Annotated in this window: 16 protein-coding genes; 7 read left to right on the forward strand and 9 right to left on the reverse strand. The window is 67.8% G+C overall.

The annotated features are described in order from the left end of the window. Positions 1-19 precede the first annotated feature (19 nt). The 3 genes from DEO45_RS08470 to DEO45_RS08480 are packed head-to-tail and all read right to left on the reverse strand — an operon-like array spanning position 20 to position 2944. The gene (locus DEO45_RS08470; protein WP_114342510.1) at positions 20-967 is read right to left on the reverse strand and encodes a GNAT family N-acetyltransferase; all 948 of its coding nucleotides are present in this window, start codon (positions 965-967) and stop codon (positions 20-22) included. Then, positions 964-2157 carry a cupin domain-containing protein gene (locus DEO45_RS08475; RefSeq protein WP_114342512.1) on the reverse strand — a complete coding sequence of 398 codons (1194 nt, stop codon included), beginning with the start codon at positions 2155-2157 and terminating at the stop codon, positions 964-966. The genes DEO45_RS08470 and DEO45_RS08475 overlap by 4 nt, the downstream gene beginning before the upstream one ends. A gap of 34 nt (positions 2158-2191) precedes the next feature. Next, positions 2192-2944, reverse strand: coding sequence for a sulfite exporter TauE/SafE family protein (locus DEO45_RS08480; RefSeq protein ID WP_114342514.1), 753 nt, complete (start codon positions 2942-2944; stop codon positions 2192-2194). A 168-nt stretch (positions 2945-3112) separates the two neighbouring features. Between DEO45_RS08480 and DEO45_RS08485 the strand changes: the two genes are divergently transcribed. From DEO45_RS08485 to DEO45_RS08495, 3 genes are all read left to right on the forward strand, one after another. After that, complete coding sequence (locus tag DEO45_RS08485) at positions 3113-4912, forward strand: assimilatory sulfite reductase (NADPH) flavoprotein subunit (protein WP_114342516.1); 1800 nt, start codon at positions 3113-3115, stop codon at positions 4910-4912. A gap of 73 nt (positions 4913-4985) precedes the next feature. Beyond that, positions 4986-6683: an assimilatory sulfite reductase (NADPH) hemoprotein subunit gene (gene cysI, locus DEO45_RS08490; protein WP_114342518.1), complete on the forward strand. Its 1698-nt coding sequence runs from the start codon at positions 4986-4988 to the stop codon at positions 6681-6683. Next, entirely contained in the window at positions 6680-7402 is a 723-nt protein-coding gene (locus DEO45_RS08495; protein ID WP_114342520.1) for a phosphoadenylyl-sulfate reductase, read from the forward strand. The genes cysI and DEO45_RS08495 overlap by 4 nt, the downstream gene beginning before the upstream one ends. A gap of 133 nt (positions 7403-7535) precedes the next feature. On the opposite strand, the gene DEO45_RS08500 is transcribed toward DEO45_RS08495, so the two are convergent. After that, on the reverse strand, positions 7536-8531 hold the full coding sequence (locus DEO45_RS08500) for a LysR substrate-binding domain-containing protein (RefSeq protein WP_114342913.1): 996 nt from the start codon (positions 8529-8531) through the stop codon (positions 7536-7538). A gap of 311 nt (positions 8532-8842) precedes the next feature. Between DEO45_RS08500 and cysG the strand changes: the two genes are divergently transcribed. Further along, complete coding sequence (cysG, locus tag DEO45_RS08505; protein WP_114342522.1) at positions 8843-10312, forward strand: siroheme synthase CysG; 1470 nt, start codon at positions 8843-8845, stop codon at positions 10310-10312. Positions 10313-10380: 68 nt separating this feature from the next. Then, positions 10381-11319, forward strand: coding sequence for a cysteine synthase A (gene cysK, locus DEO45_RS08510; RefSeq protein WP_114342524.1), 939 nt, complete (start codon positions 10381-10383; stop codon positions 11317-11319). A 131-nt stretch (positions 11320-11450) separates the two neighbouring features. Here cysK and DEO45_RS08515 read toward each other — a convergent pair whose 3' ends face one another. Together DEO45_RS08515 and DEO45_RS08520 are read right to left on the reverse strand one after the other, a co-directional pair. Beyond that, positions 11451-12056: an alpha/beta fold hydrolase gene (locus tag DEO45_RS08515; protein ID WP_223250825.1), complete on the reverse strand. Its 606-nt coding sequence runs from the start codon at positions 12054-12056 to the stop codon at positions 11451-11453. 345 nt (positions 12057-12401) lie between these two features. Beyond that, the gene (locus tag DEO45_RS08520) at positions 12402-12785 is read right to left on the reverse strand and encodes a winged helix-turn-helix transcriptional regulator (RefSeq protein WP_114342527.1); all 384 of its coding nucleotides are present in this window, start codon (positions 12783-12785) and stop codon (positions 12402-12404) included. A 158-nt stretch (positions 12786-12943) separates the two neighbouring features. Here DEO45_RS08520 and gstA point away from each other — a divergent pair, with 158 nt between their 5' ends. Continuing rightward, positions 12944-13561, forward strand: coding sequence for a glutathione transferase GstA (gene gstA / locus DEO45_RS08525; RefSeq protein WP_114342529.1), 618 nt, complete (start codon positions 12944-12946; stop codon positions 13559-13561). Positions 13562-13735: 174 nt separating this feature from the next. Here the strand turns inward: gstA and DEO45_RS08530 are convergent, their stop codons facing one another. The 3 genes from DEO45_RS08530 to purB all read right to left on the reverse strand — a co-directional run bounded on the left by DEO45_RS08530 (position 13736) and on the right by purB (position 16356). Then, on the reverse strand, positions 13736-14224 hold the full coding sequence (locus tag DEO45_RS08530; RefSeq protein ID WP_114342531.1) for a hypothetical protein: 489 nt from the start codon (positions 14222-14224) through the stop codon (positions 13736-13738). 29 nt (positions 14225-14253) lie between these two features. Next, positions 14254-14562 carry a hypothetical protein gene (locus DEO45_RS16500; protein ID WP_147269691.1) on the reverse strand — a complete coding sequence of 103 codons (309 nt, stop codon included), beginning with the start codon at positions 14560-14562 and terminating at the stop codon, positions 14254-14256. Positions 14563-14988: 426 nt separating this feature from the next. After that, on the reverse strand, positions 14989-16356 hold the full coding sequence (gene purB / locus DEO45_RS08535; protein WP_114342533.1) for an adenylosuccinate lyase: 1368 nt from the start codon (positions 16354-16356) through the stop codon (positions 14989-14991). Positions 16357-16585: 229 nt separating this feature from the next. On the opposite strand from purB, the gene DEO45_RS08540 reads away from it, so the two are divergent. Further along, positions 16586-17971 (forward strand): class II fumarate hydratase, encoded by a 1386-nt coding sequence (locus DEO45_RS08540; RefSeq protein ID WP_114342534.1) that lies wholly within the window; start codon positions 16586-16588, stop codon positions 17969-17971. Positions 17972-17980: the final 9 nt, after the last annotated feature.

Genomic DNA, 17980 nt, shown 5'->3' on the forward strand with positions numbered 1-17980 from the left:
GCGCGGCGGCCCAGTCGGCTCAGAGATCCAGCGCCTGCAGCACGCTGGCGCGCTCGGAGCGCTCCCAGACTTCGTCGAAATGCTGCTGCAGCGGTACCTGGGCCGCACGGTCGAGGCGGGAGGCGCGGCCCTGCACGCGATCCGCCTCAGGCAGGAACAGGTAGCCGCCGGCGTCGTTGAGCAGGCAGGCCGAGGCGTAGGCGAGGTCGGCCTCCTCTACCGGCGTGCGGATCTGGATCGTACTGGACAGGCGCTGCGCCAGCGCGACCAGGCGGTGGTCGTCGCGCTGGGCCGCGGCCGGGTCGTGCAGCAGGATGCGGATCTGCGCAGCTCGGCCGGAGGTCGCGATGCGCCGCAGCTCGGCCAGTTCCTCCATGCCGGCGTAGCAGTCGTTTTCCAGCAACGGCAGGCGGATGCAGAGCCGGTGGCGGGCGTCGCGAAGCAGCAGCAGGCGCGCGGCGGCGATCTCGCTGCGGCTGCCGGTGGGCAGGGCAATGCCGTCGCGCGGCGGCTCCTGCGGGCCGGCGGCGGCCAGTTCGAGGCGCATGGCCCGGTGCGGCAGGCCGGCATCCTCGAACTCGTCGCCGAATGCCACGAAACCCTGGCGCTGGTAGAAGCCGATTGCGCTGACCTGGGCATCCAGCGCCACCTGCGGCCAGCCCAGCGCGCGGGCACGTGCGAGCAGCTCGCGCAGCAGCGCCATGCCGACGCCGCGTCCCCGCCATGCCGGCAGCACCGCCATGCGGCCGATCTTGTGCTGCGGCGTGAGCCGGCCGCAGCCGATCGGCTGGCCGGCCTCGTCGCGCGCCAGCACGTGCCAGCAGTCCGCATCCAGTCCGTCGCGCTCGCGCTGTTCGGGGACTGCCTGTTCCCGGATGAATACGACCTCGCGCAGATCGAGCAGGGTGCTGCGCTGGTCGGCGCGTGACCAGTCGGCGATCTCGACGTGGAAGTCCTGCAGTTTCATCGGCGGCGGGATTTGCGCGGCAGCAGGTGGCCATCGTTGACCAGGGCCAGCAACAGGGCCCGCCCGGTGGCGTCGGGCTTGCGGGCGATGGTGAGCGCGCGTTGCTCGCACAGCTGCTGCGCCAGTGCCGGCGTGGCCGGGTACGCCTGCCCGTTGGCATAAAGCGTGCAGCCGGACTTGCCGCGGCTCCAGGCCAGCCGCGACCAGGGGTGGCGCAGCAACTGGGCACCGGCATCGAGCTGCTTCGCGAGTGTGGCGTCGGTCAGCGGCTTGTCCGGTAGCGCCGGCACCTGCGCGCTGCGATAGCGGGTGATGAAGCGGCCGAACCAGTCGCGCAGCGCGTCGTCGCGCAGGGCCGCGGCGAACGGCAGCGCGTCCTTCAGCCGTTCGATCGCGGCGCGGTCGATTTCGCCGGCAGCGGTGGCCGGCTTGAGGTCCGGGTCGGCGTAGCGCAGTTCCTCCGGCAGGCGCTCGGCGATGTAGTCGGCCAGGTCGCCGGTCAGTTCGGCCTGGGAGGGCGCGCGCATGCCCACCGAAAACGTCATGCAGGGGCCGCCGAAGGCGACGCCGTCGTGCGGTACGCCCGGCGGCAGATAGAGCATGTCGCCCGGTTCCAGCAGCCATTCGTGGGTCGGCTCGAAATGCACCAGCTGCTTCAGCTCCACGCCGGGGCGGAACGCCTTCGGCGCCAGCGGATCGTCGCTGATCGCCCAGTGCCGCGACCCCAGGCCCTGCAGCAGGAATACGTCGTACTGGTCGACGTGGGCGCCGACGCCGCCGCCGGGCTCGGCGTAGGAGACCATCACGTCGTCCACGCGCCAGCTCGGCAGGAAGCGGAAGTGCTGCAGCAGGTCGGCCACGTCCGCGTCCCACTTGTCGACATCCTGCACCAGCAAGGTCCAGTGGCTGTCGGGGGTACCGGCGAAGTCGGTCTCGTCCAGCGGGGCCGACTTGACCTGCCAGCGGTCACGCTTCTCGTCGTGCACGATCAGCCGCGCCAGCGCGGCCGGTTCGCAGGCCAGGCCGGCCAGGTCGTCCGGCTGCAGCGGCGGCTTGAAATCGGGGAACGCGTTGCGGATCAGCAGCGGGCGCTTCTGCCAATAGTCGCGCAGGAAACGGGCGGGCGGCATGCCCAGCGGCTGCTTCGCGGAACCGCGGACTTCGATCGGAAAGGAGGCTGGCTTGGTCATGCGCGCATTGTAGCGACGACCGGTGGGGGCGATGTCAGTGCAGTGCCTTCACCACGTTGTTGAGCCCCAGCGCCAGCACCGCGGTGGCGGCCAGCAGCGTCGCGGCCCGCGCCGGCATGCGGCGGGCGAGCAGGGCGCCCAGCGGCGCGGCGGTCACGCCGCCGACGATCAGGCCGAGTACGGCCACGCCGTTGGTGGCGCCGACGTGCAGCAGAAAGCTGACGCTGGCGGCGGCGCTGACCACGGACTTGGCCAGGTGCACCGTGCCGATCACCGTGCGCGGCGTGGCGCCGCGGGCGACCAGGGTGGTCACGGTCAGCGCGCTCCAGCCGCCGCCGGCCACGGCATCGGCGAAACCGGCCACCAGGCCCAGCGGACGGGTGGCGCGCGGCACTGCGTCGTCGTGGGGGCGGTCGCCGCGGGTCGCCCGTCGCAGCAGGAACACGCCCATGCCCAGCATGTAGGGGGTGAGCGCCAGCCGCATCCAGTTTGCCGGGACATGTGTGACCACGTAGGCGCCGATCACGGCGCCGATCACGCCGGGGATGGCCAGCGTCCAGAACAGCTGCCGCCGCACGTTGCCGGCCGCCAGGTGACTGAGACCGGAGGCGCCGCAGGTGAAGGTTTCGGCGTAATGCACGCTGGCGCTGGCCGCCGCTGGCGGCAGCCCCAGCCCCAGCAGCATCGCCGCCGAGACCACGCCGTAAGCCATGCCCAGCGCGCCGTCGACCAGCTGGGCGAATGCGCCCACGGCAGCGAAGGTGAAGAATTCGGAAAGCGGTGGCATGGGCAGGAGACATCCGTGCGCGATGCAAAAGTGTAGCAAGTATCGGAAGCGGCCTCAGCACGCGGAAATAAGCACTCGGCATATGCACATGCCGACACATCCTTTCCAAAGAGGGCATCCGGAAAATAATTTGAACGTCGAGAGTTTGGACGTCCAAATGGAGTCATCGTGAATAGCGTCGCCGTGCCGAACCTTCCAGCGCCGAGCCTGGATGCGGAAAAGCTGACCAGGCTGACCCGCGAGCTGGAGAGCCTGACGGTGGCCCAGTTGTACTGGATCGCCGCATGGAGTGCCGCGCAGGCGGCGCAGGCGCAGCGGGACATTCCCGCTGCGGTCGCCGAGCGCACCGCCGAGCGGCTGAGCATCGTCTACGGCAGCCAGACCGGCAACGCGAAGCGCATCGCCGAGCAGCTGGCCAGCCGTGGCGAAGCGGCCGGCCTGCCGGTGCGGCTGCTGCGCGCCGATGCCTATCCGCAGCGCGAGCTGGCGCAGGAACGCCATCTGCTGCTGGTGATCAGCACCCAGGGCGACGGCGAGCCGCCGGACGACGCGCGCGGCCTGTTCGAGTTCATCAGCGGCAAGCGCGCGCCGAAGCTGCCGGCGCTGCAGTTCGCGGTGCTGGGGCTGGGCGATTCGAGTTATCCGCAATTCTGCACGATCGGGCGCCAGCTCGACGCTCGCCTGGCCGAGCTGGGCGGCAGCCGCCTCGCTTCCTTCGGCGAAGCGGACGTGGAGATCGAAGCCGTCGCCGCGCCATGGGTGGAGCAGGCGCTGGAGCAGGCGCGGGAGCGGCTGCGGCAGGCCGGCGCGCCGGCGCGGACGACCCCGCTGCACGTGGTGCCGAGCCGCAGCGTCTGGTCGCGCGAACAGCCGTTCGCCGCCACCGTGCTGGCCAACCAGCGCATCGTGGCGCGCGACAGCGCGCGCGACGTGCGGCATGTCGAGCTGTCGCTGGAAGGCTCCGGCCTGCACTACCAGCCGGGCGATGCGCTGGGCGTGTGGGCGCACAATCCGCCGGCACTGGTCGAGCAATGGCTGGAAGCCCTGCAGCTGGACGGCGCGCAGCCGGTGACTCACCAGCAGCGCACGTTGCCGCTGCGGCAGTGGCTGGGCGGCGAGCGCGAGATCACCCGGCTGCACCGCGGTTTCATCACTGCGCTGGCGACCGCCGGCGGCCACGACGAACTGGCCAGGCTGCTGCAGCCGGAGCAGTCGGCGCAGTTCGCGGCGGTGCTGGCCGACGAGCAGCCGATCGACCTGCTCCGCCGCTACCCGGCGACATGGCAACCCGAAACGCTGCTGGCGGCGCTGCGGCCACTGGCGCCGCGGCTGTACTCGATCGCCTCCAGCACAAAGGCGGTGGGCGAGGAGGTGCACCTCACCGTGGCTGTGGTGGATTACCAGGCGCACGGCAGCGCGCACTGGGGCGCCGCCTCCTCGTTGCTCGCCGCGACCGGCGAGGACGGCAAGATGCCGGTATTCATCGAGCCGAACGAGCGCTTCCGCCTGCCGGCCGACGGCTCGCGCGACATCATCATGATCGGGCCGGGCACCGGCGTGGCGCCATTCCGCGCGTTCGTGCAGGAACGGCGCGAAAGCGGTGCCACGGGTCGCAACTGGCTGTTCTTCGGCAACCGCCACTTCACCAGCGATTTCCTCTACCAGGTGGAGTGGCAGCAGGCGCTGCAGGACGGCTCGCTGCACCGGCTCGACCTGGCGTTCTCGCGGGACGCGGAACACAAAACCTATGTGCAACAGCGCCTGCGCGAGCACGGCGCCGAGCTGAATGCATGGCTGGAGAACGGCGCGCATCTCTATGTCTGCGGCGACGCGAAACACATGGCCCGCGACGTGCACGCCGCGCTGGTCGACGTGATCGTGGCCCACGGCAACCGGTCAGCCGACGAGGCGAACGCCTGGCTCGGCGATCTCCTGCAACGGGGCCGCTACGCCCGTGACGTGTATTGATGCGTTTGTCCATGAACGCGAGAGTCAAGAAGCGGCCATCCATGGCCGCACTTTCAAAGAAAGCGACTATCCCATGACTTCTCATCTCGAACACATCAAGGCGGCCAGCCGCTTCCTGCGCGGCGGCATCGCCGAGGGTCTGGCCGACCCGGTCACCGGCGCGATCGGCGACGACGACACCAAGCTGCTGAAGTTCCACGGCAGCTACCAGCAGGACGACCGCGACCTGCGCGAGGAGCGCCGCAAGCAGAAACTGGAGCCGGCCTACTCGTTCATGCTGCGCGCGCGCCTGCCCGGCGGCGTGGTGACGCCGGCGCAGTGGCTGGTGTTCGACCGCATCGCCCGCGAGCACGCCAGCGGCACGCTGCGCATCACCACGCGGCAGACCTTCCAGTGGCACGGCATCATCAAGCGCAAGCTGAAGCCGACCATCGCGGCGATCCATGAGGCGCTGGCCACCACCATCGCCGCCTGCGGCGACGTGGTACGCAACGTGGTCAGCACGGCGAACCCGGTGGAGTCCGCCGCGCATGCCGAGGCGTACGCCTGGGCCACGCGGCTCTCGGCCGAGCTGGCGCCGAGGACACGCGCCTACCATGAGATCTGGCTGGACGGCGAAAAGCTGCATGGCGACCCTGATCCGGTTGCGGAGCACGAGCCGCTGTACGGCGCCACCTACCTGCCGCGCAAGTTCAAGATCGGCCTGGCGATCCCGCCGCTCAACGACATCGACGTGTTCGCGCAGGATCTGGGCCTGATCGCGATCGTCGAGCAGGGCACGCTGCGCGGCTTCAACATTGCTGTCGGCGGCGGCATGGGCGCGACCCATGGCGACGCCAGCACCTACCCGCGGCTGGCCAGCGTGATCGGTTTCGCCACGCCGGAACAGTTGTTCGCGGTGGCCGAGGCGTCGATCGGCGTGCAGCGCGACTGGGGCGACCGGGCCGAACGCAAGCATGCGCGGCTGAAGTACACGCTGGACCGGCACGGCCTGGACGCCTTCAAGGCCGAGCTGGAATCGCGCCTCGGCTATGCGTTGGCCGCGCCGCGCACGTACCGTTTCGAACACAACGGCGACCGCTACGGCTGGGTCGCAGGCCACGACGGCCGCTGGCATCTCACCCTGCACATCGAATCCGGCCGGCTCGCCGACACGGGCGAACGGCGCTGGCTCAGCGGCCTGCGCGAGCTGGCCAAGGTGCATGCCGGCGACTTCCGCTTGACCTGCAACCAGAACGTGATCGTGGCGAACGTCGCGGCGGCCGAGCGCGAGCGCATCGACGCGATCGTGCGCGAGCACGGACTGGACGGCTACCGCGAGCAAAGTGCGATCCGCCGCCACGCGATCGCCTGCGTGGCGCTGCCCACCTGTGGCCTGGCGATGGCCGAAAGTGAACGCTACCTGCCGGCGCTGCTGCCGAAGCTGGAGGCGTTGCTCGATCGACATGGCCTGGCCGAAGCGCCGATCCTGCTGCGCCTGTCTGGTTGCCCGAACGGCTGCTCGCGGCCGTACCTTGGCGAGATCGCCCTGGTCGGGCGCGGGCCGGGGCGCTACGACCTGCGTCTTGGCGCCGACTTCAGCGGCCAGCGGCTGAACCAGGTCTATCGCGAGAACGTGGACGAAGCGGCGATCCTCGCCGCGCTCGATCCGCTGTTCGCGCGCTACGCCGCCGAGCGTGCGGACGGCGAGGGCTTCGGCGATTTCCTGCTGCGTGCCGGCATCCTCGCGCCGCTGCCGTCGCGGCGCATTCCGGCGGAACTGCTCGCATGAGTGCCGTGCTGCTCGAGCAGGCGCCGCACGAGCCGCGTGCGCTGGCCGCGTTGAACGCCATGCTGTCCCGGCTCGACGCAGAACGCCGGGTGGCATGGGCGCTGGAAAACGTCGCTGGCGAGCACGTGCTGTCGTCCAGCTTCGGCGCGCAGTCGGCGGTATCGCTGCACCTGGTGACCCGCCAGCGGCCGTCACTGCCGGTGGTGCTGATCGACACCGGCTACCTGTTTGCCGAGACGTACCGCTTTGTCGACGAGTTGAGCGGGCGGCTCGGGCTGAACCTCAAGGTGTACAGCTCGCCGCTCAGTCCCGCCTGGATGGAGGCGCGCCACGGGCGGTTGTGGGAGCAGGGCGTGGCCGGGCTCGACCACTACAACCGGCTGCGCAAGGTCGAGCCGATGCAGCGTGCACTGGCCGACCTGCACGCCGCCGGATGGTTCGCCGGCCTGCGCCGCGGGCAGTCGCGGAGCCGGGCGGCGATCGAGTTCGCGGCGATCCGCAATGGCCGCTGGAAATTCCATCCACTGGCCGACTGGAGCGATCGCGACATCGGCCAGTACCTCGCGCGCCATGGCCTGCCGTACCACCCGCTGTGGCAGCAGGGCTACATCTCGATCGGCGACAGCCACACCAGCCATCGCTGGGAGCCGGGCATGGACGCCGAGGACACCCGTTTCTTCGGGCTCAAGCGCGAATGCGGACTGCACAGCATGGCGTAGGTTTTCTCCGCGTCGGTCCGCCGAGGTCGGCTTCAGGCCGTAGGGCGGGCACCGCCCGCCGCGCCTCCCACACTTCGTCGCAAGGTGCCGAAAGGGCGGCGGGCGGTGACCGCCCTACGTGACACGCGCCGGTTCAGGCGGCGTCGGGCAGCGCGGTGGGTGGACGCTCCCGCCAGTGCGGTACCGCTGGCCACTCGATGGGCGCCGTGTCGGCGGCAAGGGCGCGCACCACGTCGCGGCGGTCCAGGTGCGGCGCGAACTGCGCGATGAACTCCAGCACGTATTCGCGCAGCACGCTTTCACGGCGCAGCAAGATCCAGGTCGTGCACTGGGGAAACAGGTGGTCGGCCGGCAGCGCGCGCAGGTCGGTGTCGCTTTCCAGCATCGCCATCTCGGCCAGCACGCCGATGCCCAGGCCGGTGCGCACGTAGGTCTTGATCAGGTCGGCGTCGCCGGCGGTCATCGTGATCTGCGGATGCAGGTCGACGGCCTCGAACGCACGGCGCAGCGACGAGTCGGGCTTCAGCGAGGAGTCGTAGCTGACCAGCGGCAGCGCGGCCAGCTGGTCGAGCGTGGGCGGCTGCCCGCGCGCGCCCAGCGGATGCCCCTGCGGCGCCAGGATCACCCGGTGCCAGCGGTAGGCCGGCAGCGCGATGCCCGTGGCCGGGGGCGCGCCGGCGGTGCTGATCACCGCCAGATCGACGCGGCCGGCCTCCAGCTGGGCCAGCACTTCGCTGTCGCGGCCCGGCTGCAGGTGCACGCTGACCTGCGGGTAGCTGCGGTTCAGCGCGCCGATCGCAGCGGGGAGGGCGAAGCGGGCCTGGGTGTGGGTGGTGGCGATGCGCAACTCGCCGTGTGCCTCGTTGCGCAGGTTGGCGGCGATCGAGCGGATGTTGGCCACCTCGGCGAGGATCGTGCGGGCGCGTTCCAGCACGTGCCGGCCGGCGTGGGTCACCGCGTCAAGGCTCTTGCCCTTGCGCACGAACAGCTGGAAGCCCAGCTCGTCCTCAAGCTGCTTGAGCCGCTTGCTCAGGCCGGGCTGGGTGGCATGGACGCGCTCGGCGGCCAGCGTGATGTTGAGGCCGGAGTCGGCGATGGCAACGAGGTAGCGTAATTGGGTCAGCGTCATGGCGATGGTCTCGTGGGCGGTCGGGATCGTGGGATCGGGGCGCGGACGGAACACGGATACATCGCATGGCACGGGCCGGCAGCGTGCATGGAGCCTGGGCGCAGGCGGCCGACCTGGGGCCGCGGGTAGGTTCGTGGTGGTGGGTGGGACGAATCATGATTGGACGTCTATACGTCCATTTTGTTGAATGGTCAAGTGCGGCGGGCTTCATAACGCGGCGGCATATGGACGTAAGCGCAGATCATTTGCCGGCGTGGCGGCGCTTGCGTAGCGTGGTTTTGCCCTCCCTTGCACGCCGCGGTTCCGCCCGAATGAAGCTCTATCCCCTGTTCGCCGACCTGTCCCGCCGCGCCGTGCTGGTGGTGGGCGGCGGCGCGGTGGCCGAGCGCAAGGTGGCAGCCCTGCTCGGCGCGCAGGCGCAGATTACCGTGAACGCACCCGAGCTCACCCCGCAGCTGCAGCGCTGGGTGGCGGCAGGGCGCATCGCCCATCGCCCCGATGCGTTTCGCGAGGCGTGGCTGGAGCGGGTCTGGCTGGTGGTGGCCGCCACCTCCGACACCGAGCTGAACCGGCTGATCGCCACCTTCGCCGGGCTGCGGCGGATCTTCGTCAACGTGGTCGACGACGCCGCGCTGTCCAGCTTCCACGTGCCGGCGGTGGTGGATCGCGCGCCGTTGACCATCGCGATCTCCAGCGGCGGCGAGGCGCCGATGCTGGCGCGGCTGCTGCGCGAGCGGCTGGAAACCCTGCTCGACCATTCGCTGGGCGCGCTGGCCACGCTGGCGGCGCGCCTGCGCCGACGTATCCGCCTGCGCTACCCGGAGCCGGCGGCGCGGCGCGGGTTCTACGAGGAACTGTTTGCCGGTCCGGTCGCCGCGCTGCTGCGCCAGGGCCGGCCGGACGAGGCCTGGCAGGCGGCCGGGCAGGCACTGGCGGCGCCGTCGCCCGCCCGGACGGGCTCGGTGATGCTGGTCGGCGCCGGCCCCGGCGATCCGGGCCTGCTGACCCTGCGCGCGCTGCGTGCGCTGAACGAGGCCGACGTGATCCTGCACGACCGGCTGGTCAGCGCCGAGGTGCTGGAGCTGGCCCGGCGCGACGCCGAGCGGATCGAAGTGGGCAAGCAGGCCGGCCACCACCACACCACCCAGGACGGCATCCACGCGCTGCTGCTGCAGCACGCGCGGGCGGGGCGGAGGGTGGTGCGGCTGAAGGGCGGCGACCCGTTCGTGTTCGGCCGCGGAGGCGAGGAACTGGAGTTCCTGCGCGCCCACGGCATCCCCTACGAAGTGGTGCCCGGCATCACCGCGGCCGTTGCCTGCGCGGCTTACGCCGGCGTGCCGCTGACCCATCGCGACCACGCGCAGTCGGTGCGTTTCGTCACCGCGCACTGCCGGTCCTCGCGCGACACCCTGGACTGGGCCGCGCTGGCGCAGGAGCGGCAGACCCTGGCCGTGTACATGGGCGTGGCCGAACTGGCCGAGCTGCAGGCCCGGCTGGTCGCGCATGGCCGCGCGCCATCGACGCCGTTCGCCCTGGTCGAGAACGGCTCGCGCCCGGAGCAGCGGGTGGTCACCGGCACCCTGGCCCATCTGGCCGAGCGGGCCAAGGCCCATGGGGTGCGTTCGCCGGCGTTGCTGATCCTGGGCGAAGTGGCGTCGCTGGCCACCTCGCTGGCCTGGTTCGGGACGCCGCCGCTGGGCGCCGCGGTTCACGACATCCGCCCCGCGCGCACGGCCGGCCCGGCCGCCACCGACGTACTGGCAGCGGTGCACCGCGCCTGACGGCAGTTTCACCCGGGCGCGAGCATGCTCTCGCGACCGCCTTCCACCTTGCCACCCGGAGCCTTCCCATGATCCACGACAGCATCCTCGGCACCATCGGCAACACGCCGATCGTCAGGCTTCACCGCCTCGCCCCCAAGCACGTCGAGTTGTACGTGAAGGTGGAGGCGTTCAACCCCGCCGGTTCGGTGAAGGACCGCCTCGCCCTGGCGATCATCCTCGACGCCGAACAGCGCGGCACGCTGAAACCCGGCCAGACCGTGATCGAGGCCACCTCGGGCAACACCGGCGTGGCGCTGGCCGCGATCTGCGCGGCGCGCGGCTACCCGTTCGTGGCGGTGATGTCGGATACGTTCTCGGTCGAGCGGCGCAAGCTGATCCGCGCCTACGGCGGCAAGGTGGTGCTCACGCCCGGCGCCGCGCGCGGCACCGGCATGGTGGCGAAGGCGCAGGAACTGGCGCAGAAGCACGGCTGGTTCCTCGCCAACCAGTTCGAGAATCCCGCCAACCCGGCCTACCACCGGCAGACCACCGCGCCGGAGATCCTGCGTGACTTCGCCGGCCGCCGCCTGGACTACTTCGTCACCGGCTGGGGCACCGGCGGTACGCTGACCGGCGTCGGCGAGGTGCTCAAGGTGGCGCGCCCGGAAGTGAAGGTGATCGCCACCGAGCCGACCGGCGCGGCGCTGCTGTCCGGCAAGGAATGGCAGCCGCACAAGATCCAGGGCTGGACACCGGATTTCGTGCCGGCCGTGCTCAACCCCAAGGTGGTCGACCGAATCGTGCCGGTCGACGACGTACTGGCCCGCGACACCTCGCGCGCGCTGGCGCAGCAGGAAGGCATCTTCACCGGCATCTCCTCCGGCGCCACGCTGGCTGCCGCGCTGGACGTGGCGAAGAGCGCGCCAGAAGGCTCGGTGTTGTTGGCGATGCTGCCGGATACCGGCGAGCGGTATCTGTCGACGTTCCTGTTCGAGGGGGTGAATGAGGGGTCGGATGAGGTGTAATGAAGAGCGGGTATGGCGCTTGAATTGAGCTGTACAGCGATGCGGAAGTTTGAATGAATTGTCACGTGACGTGCTAATCGCGGCACCTGTTTGCGTTGCGCTCTGTGGAATGGCCAGAGATTTCCATGACATCACCGAAGCATTGACTCCGCCATCTCGACCATCTGGTGTTCCGCCAAACGATACGTGGTGGAGTGCGTGCCGCCACGCACCTCGACTATGCGTAGTTTTTCGAGTCCAGGGGTTATTCGCAAGGCAGATAACGGCGTTTCACTATCTGCCGTGCCTTGGAAAGCCACGGCCTGCTTCAAGGGAGTTTGCGAGAGTGCCTCTTTGAGCGAAAAGTCATGAGCCAGCAATGTTGACACCGGCAGCGCCGCCAAGGGTGCCAGGTACCAATGCACCCTCAACCGGAGCCGGATGGCAGATGCCAGGGAAGGAGTGGTTCCCTCGAGAATCAGCCCGGCTGGTTGATGACTCGCCACGCTGTAGGCAGCCACCATGGAACCAAGGGATCGACCGTAGACGATGACGCGGTGTTCCCCGCATATGGCGCTTGCCGCAGCGAGCGTGCGCATGCCGAGCGCTCGCATCTGCTTCAGATCCAGCGCGCCCGGGGCACCGTCCTGTCCTGGGTAGGCAACGGCCAATACGGCGATGCCATGGCCAGTGAAAGCAGGGAATAGTTGGGTGTCGTAACCTGGAATGCTGCCGTGCTGGCCGGGGAAGAAGAGCACGCATCCCACACGCGGTACTCCATAACGTCGGACGAGCAACGTTTCTTCATGGCCGCCAATGCTTTGGAGAGGTGGTATCGATGGCAGCGTTGGCGCGTCCGCGCGTGGTACAAGAAGAGGCTCCAAGTGAAATCGCAGTACGTAGATTCCGGCGCAGAAATACATCGCTGCCAGGAATGCAGTCGTTCCAATAATTGAGCGAAGTCTTATATTTCTGGCAAAAATGAACAACTCGTTCCCCTGGCTGCACACTGATATAGCAACCTGACCGCAAAGCGTTTGACGTCGCCGCAAACGCCCCCGATATCTTTCCGCGGCGTCTGCTATGGGAGCAACCGCACGGCCTCACCCCACCACACGCGTCTGCTTCACTAGCGAAGCCCGCGAATCCCACTCCGCAATCAGCTTCTGCCCCACCCGCGCCAGTGCACTGATGGCCGGCAGTAGTTCGCGGCCCAGCTCGGTGAGCGCGTATTCGGCGGAGGGCGGAGAAGTGTCCAGCAGGCGGCGCGAGACGAGCCCGCGCGATTCCAGTTCGCGCAGGCGGGCGCTGAGCACGCGGGCGGAGATGCGCGGGATGTCGTGGCGCAGTTCACCGAAGCGGCGCGGTTCGCCGCTCAGATACCAGATCACGTTGGGTGCCCAGGCACCGCGCAGCAGCGCCAGGCTCTCTGTGAGCGGGCAGGCGGGCGGCGGCGCGACCTTGCTTTTGCGGACGGGGAGGCCCATGCGGGTGGCTCGGTAACCGGGGAGTTACCGCATTCTAGGACTAACCGGTAGTTAGGTGGTATCCAATGGTAACCATGGTGGCGTAGCATGCCGGGGCTCGGAGGCGTGCAGTTTTGCCCGGTGCGCCTTCCGTGCCCCCACCCACACGGAGTCATCGCATGAAGCTCTACTACTCCCCCGGCGCCTGCTCGCTTTCCCCGCACATCGTGGCGATCGAGGCTGGCATTCCGCTCACGCTGGAGAAGGTCGACGGCAAGGCCAAGCGCACCGAGCACGGTGCGGATTTCTGGCAGATCAACCCCAAGGGCTACGTGCCGGTGCTGGCGCTGGACAGCGGCGAAGTGCTGACCGAAGGCCCGGCGATCGTGCAGTACCTGGCCGACCAGAAGCCGGCGAGCGGCCTGGCGCCCGCCAACGGCACGCCGGCGCGCTACCGCCTGCAGGAGATGCTGGGCTACATCAATTCGGAGATCCACAAAAGCTACAGCCCGCTGTTCAAGCCGGACACGCCGGAAGCCACCCGCGCCGAGCGCAAGGAATACCTGAAGCGGCGCTACCAGTTCATCGAGGACGTGCTGGCGAAGCAGCCGTTCCTGCTGGGCGATGCGTTCACCGCGGCCGATGCCTACCTGTTCACCGTGACCAACTGGGCGAAGCCCGTGGAGCTGGACCTGTCCGGCTTCCCGGCACTGCTGGCGTTCCAGCAGCGCGTGGCGGAGCGCCCGGCGGTGCAGGCGGCCTTGGAGGCCGAAGGGTTGCGCAAGAAGACTGCGTAAAGACAGGGCAATCCAGCAAACGGCCGGCTCGCAAGATGTCGGCCGTTTGCATGCCTGGTGGCGACCCGGCAATCGAAAGCTGTGCCCCGGGTTGTCGTGTGGTTCGGTGAACAACGCTCAAAGTAACTGGCCTGCAGGGTATTTTGCGCAGGTCCCGTTGATCTCAGGGGCCAGTCAAGGCCCTTCCTTCAAGCCGTGCCGGGCCAGGATCTTGTTGGCCACTGTCTGAAATTTGGCCGCATCGCCAAACATGGCCTGCATGAATTGTTTTTGAGTTGCAGGACTTGCCATGGCGCTTTGAAATTTCGTGTAGGCCGGATCGTTGAGTACCTGGCTGAGCCGAGCCAGTTCCGCGTCAGACAAGGACTCCATCGATTTCCTGAAGGTTGTGTCCAGCATGCTTCCCCGTTCAGTCAATGACTGGGTAACCGCAGTGGCAATTTCCTGTCTTATGACGCGCCAGGTATCGTCATTCACCTCGCGGTTGGCAGACTTCGTGGAAGCGAGAAGCATGTCGACAAGTGGTGAGTCGGCCGACAAGGTTGTGGCACGCAGGTAGGCCGTCTCACAGCGTTCAATCAATACATCTCTCGGCGAGGCCTGGGCAGCAGCAATCGAACACGACAAGAACAGGAATAGCGAAAAGCCTGCGAATCTTTTCATGGAACTCCCCCGGTTGGTTCGAGCATGGGTCAATCTGGATTGCGTCTACTGGTGAGTACCACAATCATTCCGATGACAGCGCCGATAAACGCCGTATTAAGCGGTACCAGCCAAGGCTGCCATGTAAAAAAGAGATTGAGTGGAAATGTGCTCAGGATTTCGACGATTGCCGAAAATATACCCACTACCGTCGCATACCCTCCAGGAGCCCCCGTTGACGAGGCTGAAGCATGATGAGTGAAAAAAGCGATCAAGCCAAGAAGAACGCCACCGATGGTGCCACCGATAAGCGATGAGCGAATCACAACCCCAAGTGGACCGGGATGCCATTGCTTCATGTCATGGGCTTCCGTTTGAAGTGCCGATGGGATGATGTCCAGCGTCCGAATTAGGCGCGCGGCCCCGGAATCCCACGATTGAACCTTGCAACTGGTCCTTGCCAACGGGCCGATGTCACCCGCTTTCAGTAGCTGGATGATTCAAGGTCCGGAGCTACTTTACCCGGACACGCGGGGACCGCCACCAGAAGTCATGGCCAACGCAGTGCCTCGCTGCATGATTGAAGTGCTATTCCGGCCTTCGCCGGAATGACGACAGGGGGCAAGTGGACACTTCGAGTCGAGGCGAGGCGAGTCGAGGCGAGGCGAGGCGACGGGCCAAGGATCACCCCGTCTTGTGTCGCAACGCTTCCGACGCCAAGGCACGGGCCTGTTCCGGGCGGCAGTGGGCTTTCGCCGGAATGGCGGTATGCAGGTGGTGACGGATCAGATATCCCGCGCCAGCCCTTCGGCCAAGCCGATGTAGCCGCCCGGCGTGAGCTCGAGCAGCCGCTGCTTCGCCTCGGCCGGCAGGTCGAGGCCGGCGATGAATTCGCGCATCGACTCCTTCGTGATGCCGTGGCCGCGGGTCAGCGCCTTGAGCTGTTCATAGGGCTGCGGCAGGCCGTAGCGGCGCATCACGGTCTGCACGGCTTCGGCCAATACTTCCCAGCTGGCGTCGAGGTCGGCGGCAATGCGTTCGGCGTTGACGTTGAGTTTGCCCAGGCCTTTCTTCAGCGATTCCAGCGCGACCAGGCCATGGCCGAACGCGGTGCCGAGCGCGCGCAGCACGGTAGAGTCGGTGAGGTCGCGCTGCCAGCGGCTGATCGGCAGCTTCTCGGCGAAGTGGCCGAGCAGCGCATTGGCGAGGCCGAAGTTGCCTTCGGCGTTCTCGAAGTCGATCGGGTTGACCTTGTGCGGCATGGTGGAGGAACCGACTTCGCCGGCCTTCAGCGTCTGCTTGAAGTAGCCCAGCGAGATGTAGCCCCAGATGTCGCGGGCCAGGTCGATCAGGATGGTGTTGGCGCGGCGCACCGCGTCGCAGTATTCGGCCACGTTGTCGTGCGGCTCGATCTGCGTGGTGTACGCGTTGTAGCCGAGGCCGAGGCTCTCCACGAAGCGCTGCGAGAACGCGCGCCAGTCGAGTTCCGGGTAGGTGATGGCGTGGGCGTTGTAGTTGCCCACCGCGCCGTTGATCTTGCCGGAAATCTCCACCGCGGCGAGTTGCCTGCGCTGGCGCTCCAGCCGCGCCACCACGTTGGCGATTTCCTTGCCCAGCGTGCTGGGCGAGGCGGTCTGGCCGTGCGTGCGCGAGAGCAGCGGCAGCGCGGCGTTCGCGTGCGCCATCTCGCGCAGCCTGGCGATCACTGCATCCAGCTGCGGCAGCAGCACCTGGCTGCGCGCGTCGCGCAGCATCAGCGCGTAGGAGAGGTTGTTGATGTCCTCACTGGTGCAGGCGAAGTGCACGAATTCCTTGGCCTGCGCCAGGCCGGTGTCGGCGCCGATCTTCTCCTTGATGAAGTACTCCACCGCCTTGACGTCGTGGTTGGTGGTCGCCTCGATCGCCTTGATGCGCTCGCCGTCGGCTTCGCTGAAGTTATCCGCGATGGCTCGCAGGGTGGCGACCTGGCCCGGGTCGAAGGGCGGCAGCTCGACGATCCGCGGGTCGGTGGCCAGCGCCAGCAGCCATTCGATTTCCACGTGCACCCGGCGATGCATCAGGCCGAACTCGCTGAAGATCGGGCGCAGCGCTTCGACCTTGCTGGCGTAGCGGCCGTCCAGCGGCGACAGGGCGGTGAGGGCGTGGGAGGACATCGCTGGTTCCGGCAAGGGGAAAACCGGCATTTTACATTGACGGCGGCGCGATGCGTTGCGGCCTATAGTGGCGAGCCATGAAACGGCTTTTTTTGCTCGTCATTCCTGCGCAAGCAGGAATCCAGTGCCTGTGGTCTTCAAGGGCCCTGAGTCACTGGGCCCCAGCTTGCGCTGGGGCGACGGGAGTTCCCCAGGATTCGGTTTTCTCCATCCACTGAAGGACCAAACCATGAACAACTTCCGCATCGAACACGACAGCATGGGCGAGCTGAAGGTCCCCGCCGAAGCGCTGTACGGCGCACAGACCCAGCGCGCGATCGACAACTTCCCGATCTCCGGCCTGCACCTGCCGCGCCAGTTCATCCGCGCACTGGGGCTGATCAAGGCTGCGGCGGCCGAGGTCAATCTGGCGATGGGGCATCTCAAGAAGAACCAGGCCGCGGCGATCCGCAAGGCGGCGCTGGCGGTGGCCGGTGGCCAGCATGACGCGCAGTTCCCGATCGACATCTTCCAGACCGGTTCGGGCACCAGCACCAACATGAATGCGAACGAGGTGATCGCGCACCTGGCGGTGGCGGCGGGCGCCAAGGTACACCCGAACGACCACGTCAACTACGGGCAGAGCTCGAACGACGTGATCCCCACCGCGATCCACGTGAGCGCCACGCTCACCGCCAGCGGGCAGCTGCTGCCGGCGCTGAAGCATCTGAAGAAGGCGATCGACAAGCGCGCCCGTGAATTGCGCAACACGCCGAAGACCGGTCGCACCCACCTGATGGACGCGATGCCGATCACCTTCGGCCAGGAGCTGTCCGGCTGGGCGGCGCAGATCGGTTCCGCTATCGAGCGCATCGGGGACGCGCTGAAACGCATGCGCCGGCTGCCGCAGGGTGGCACGGCGGTAGGCACCGGCATCAACGCCGACCCGAAGTTCGGCCCGGCGATGGCCGCGCAGCTGAAGAAGCTGACCGGCGTGAAGTTCGAGTCGGCGCAAAACTATTTCGAGGGCATGGCCGCGCAGGACGCCGCGGTGGAACTGTCCGGTGCACTGAAGACGCTGGCCGTCGCCCTGATGAAGATTGCCAACGACCTTCGCTGGATGAATTCAGGCCCCTTGGCTGGCCTGGGCGAGATCGAGCTGCCGGCGCTGCAGCCGGGTTCGTCGATCATGCCGGGCAAGGTCAATCCGGTGATTCCCGAGGCCACCGCGATGGTCGCCGCGCAGGTGATCGGCAACGACGCTTCCATCACCATCGCCGGCCAGTCCGGCAACTTCCAGCTCAACGTGATGCTGCCGCTGATCGCGCACAACCTGCTGCAGTCGATCGGGATCCTGGCCAACGTCAGCATGCTGCTGGCCGACAAATCCATCGCCGGCTTCAAGGTCAACAAGGCGCGGGTGAACCAGGCACTGGCGATGAACCCGATCCTGGTCACCGCGCTGAACCCGGTGATCGGCTACGAGAAGGGCGCGGCCACCGCCAAGCTGGCGTACAAGCAGCACCGGCCGATCATGGAAGTCGCGCTGGAGACGACGGGCTTGTCGAAGGCCGAGCTGCAGAAGCTGCTCGACCCGATGGCACTGACCAGGGGTGGCATCCACGGTGGCGGCTGAGCGCGCCGG

Origin of the sequence: Rhodanobacter denitrificans (genome assembly GCF_003335105.1) — a bacterium.
In the GTDB taxonomy this organism is placed as follows: Bacteria; Pseudomonadota; Gammaproteobacteria; order Xanthomonadales; family Rhodanobacteraceae; genus Rhodanobacter; species Rhodanobacter denitrificans_A.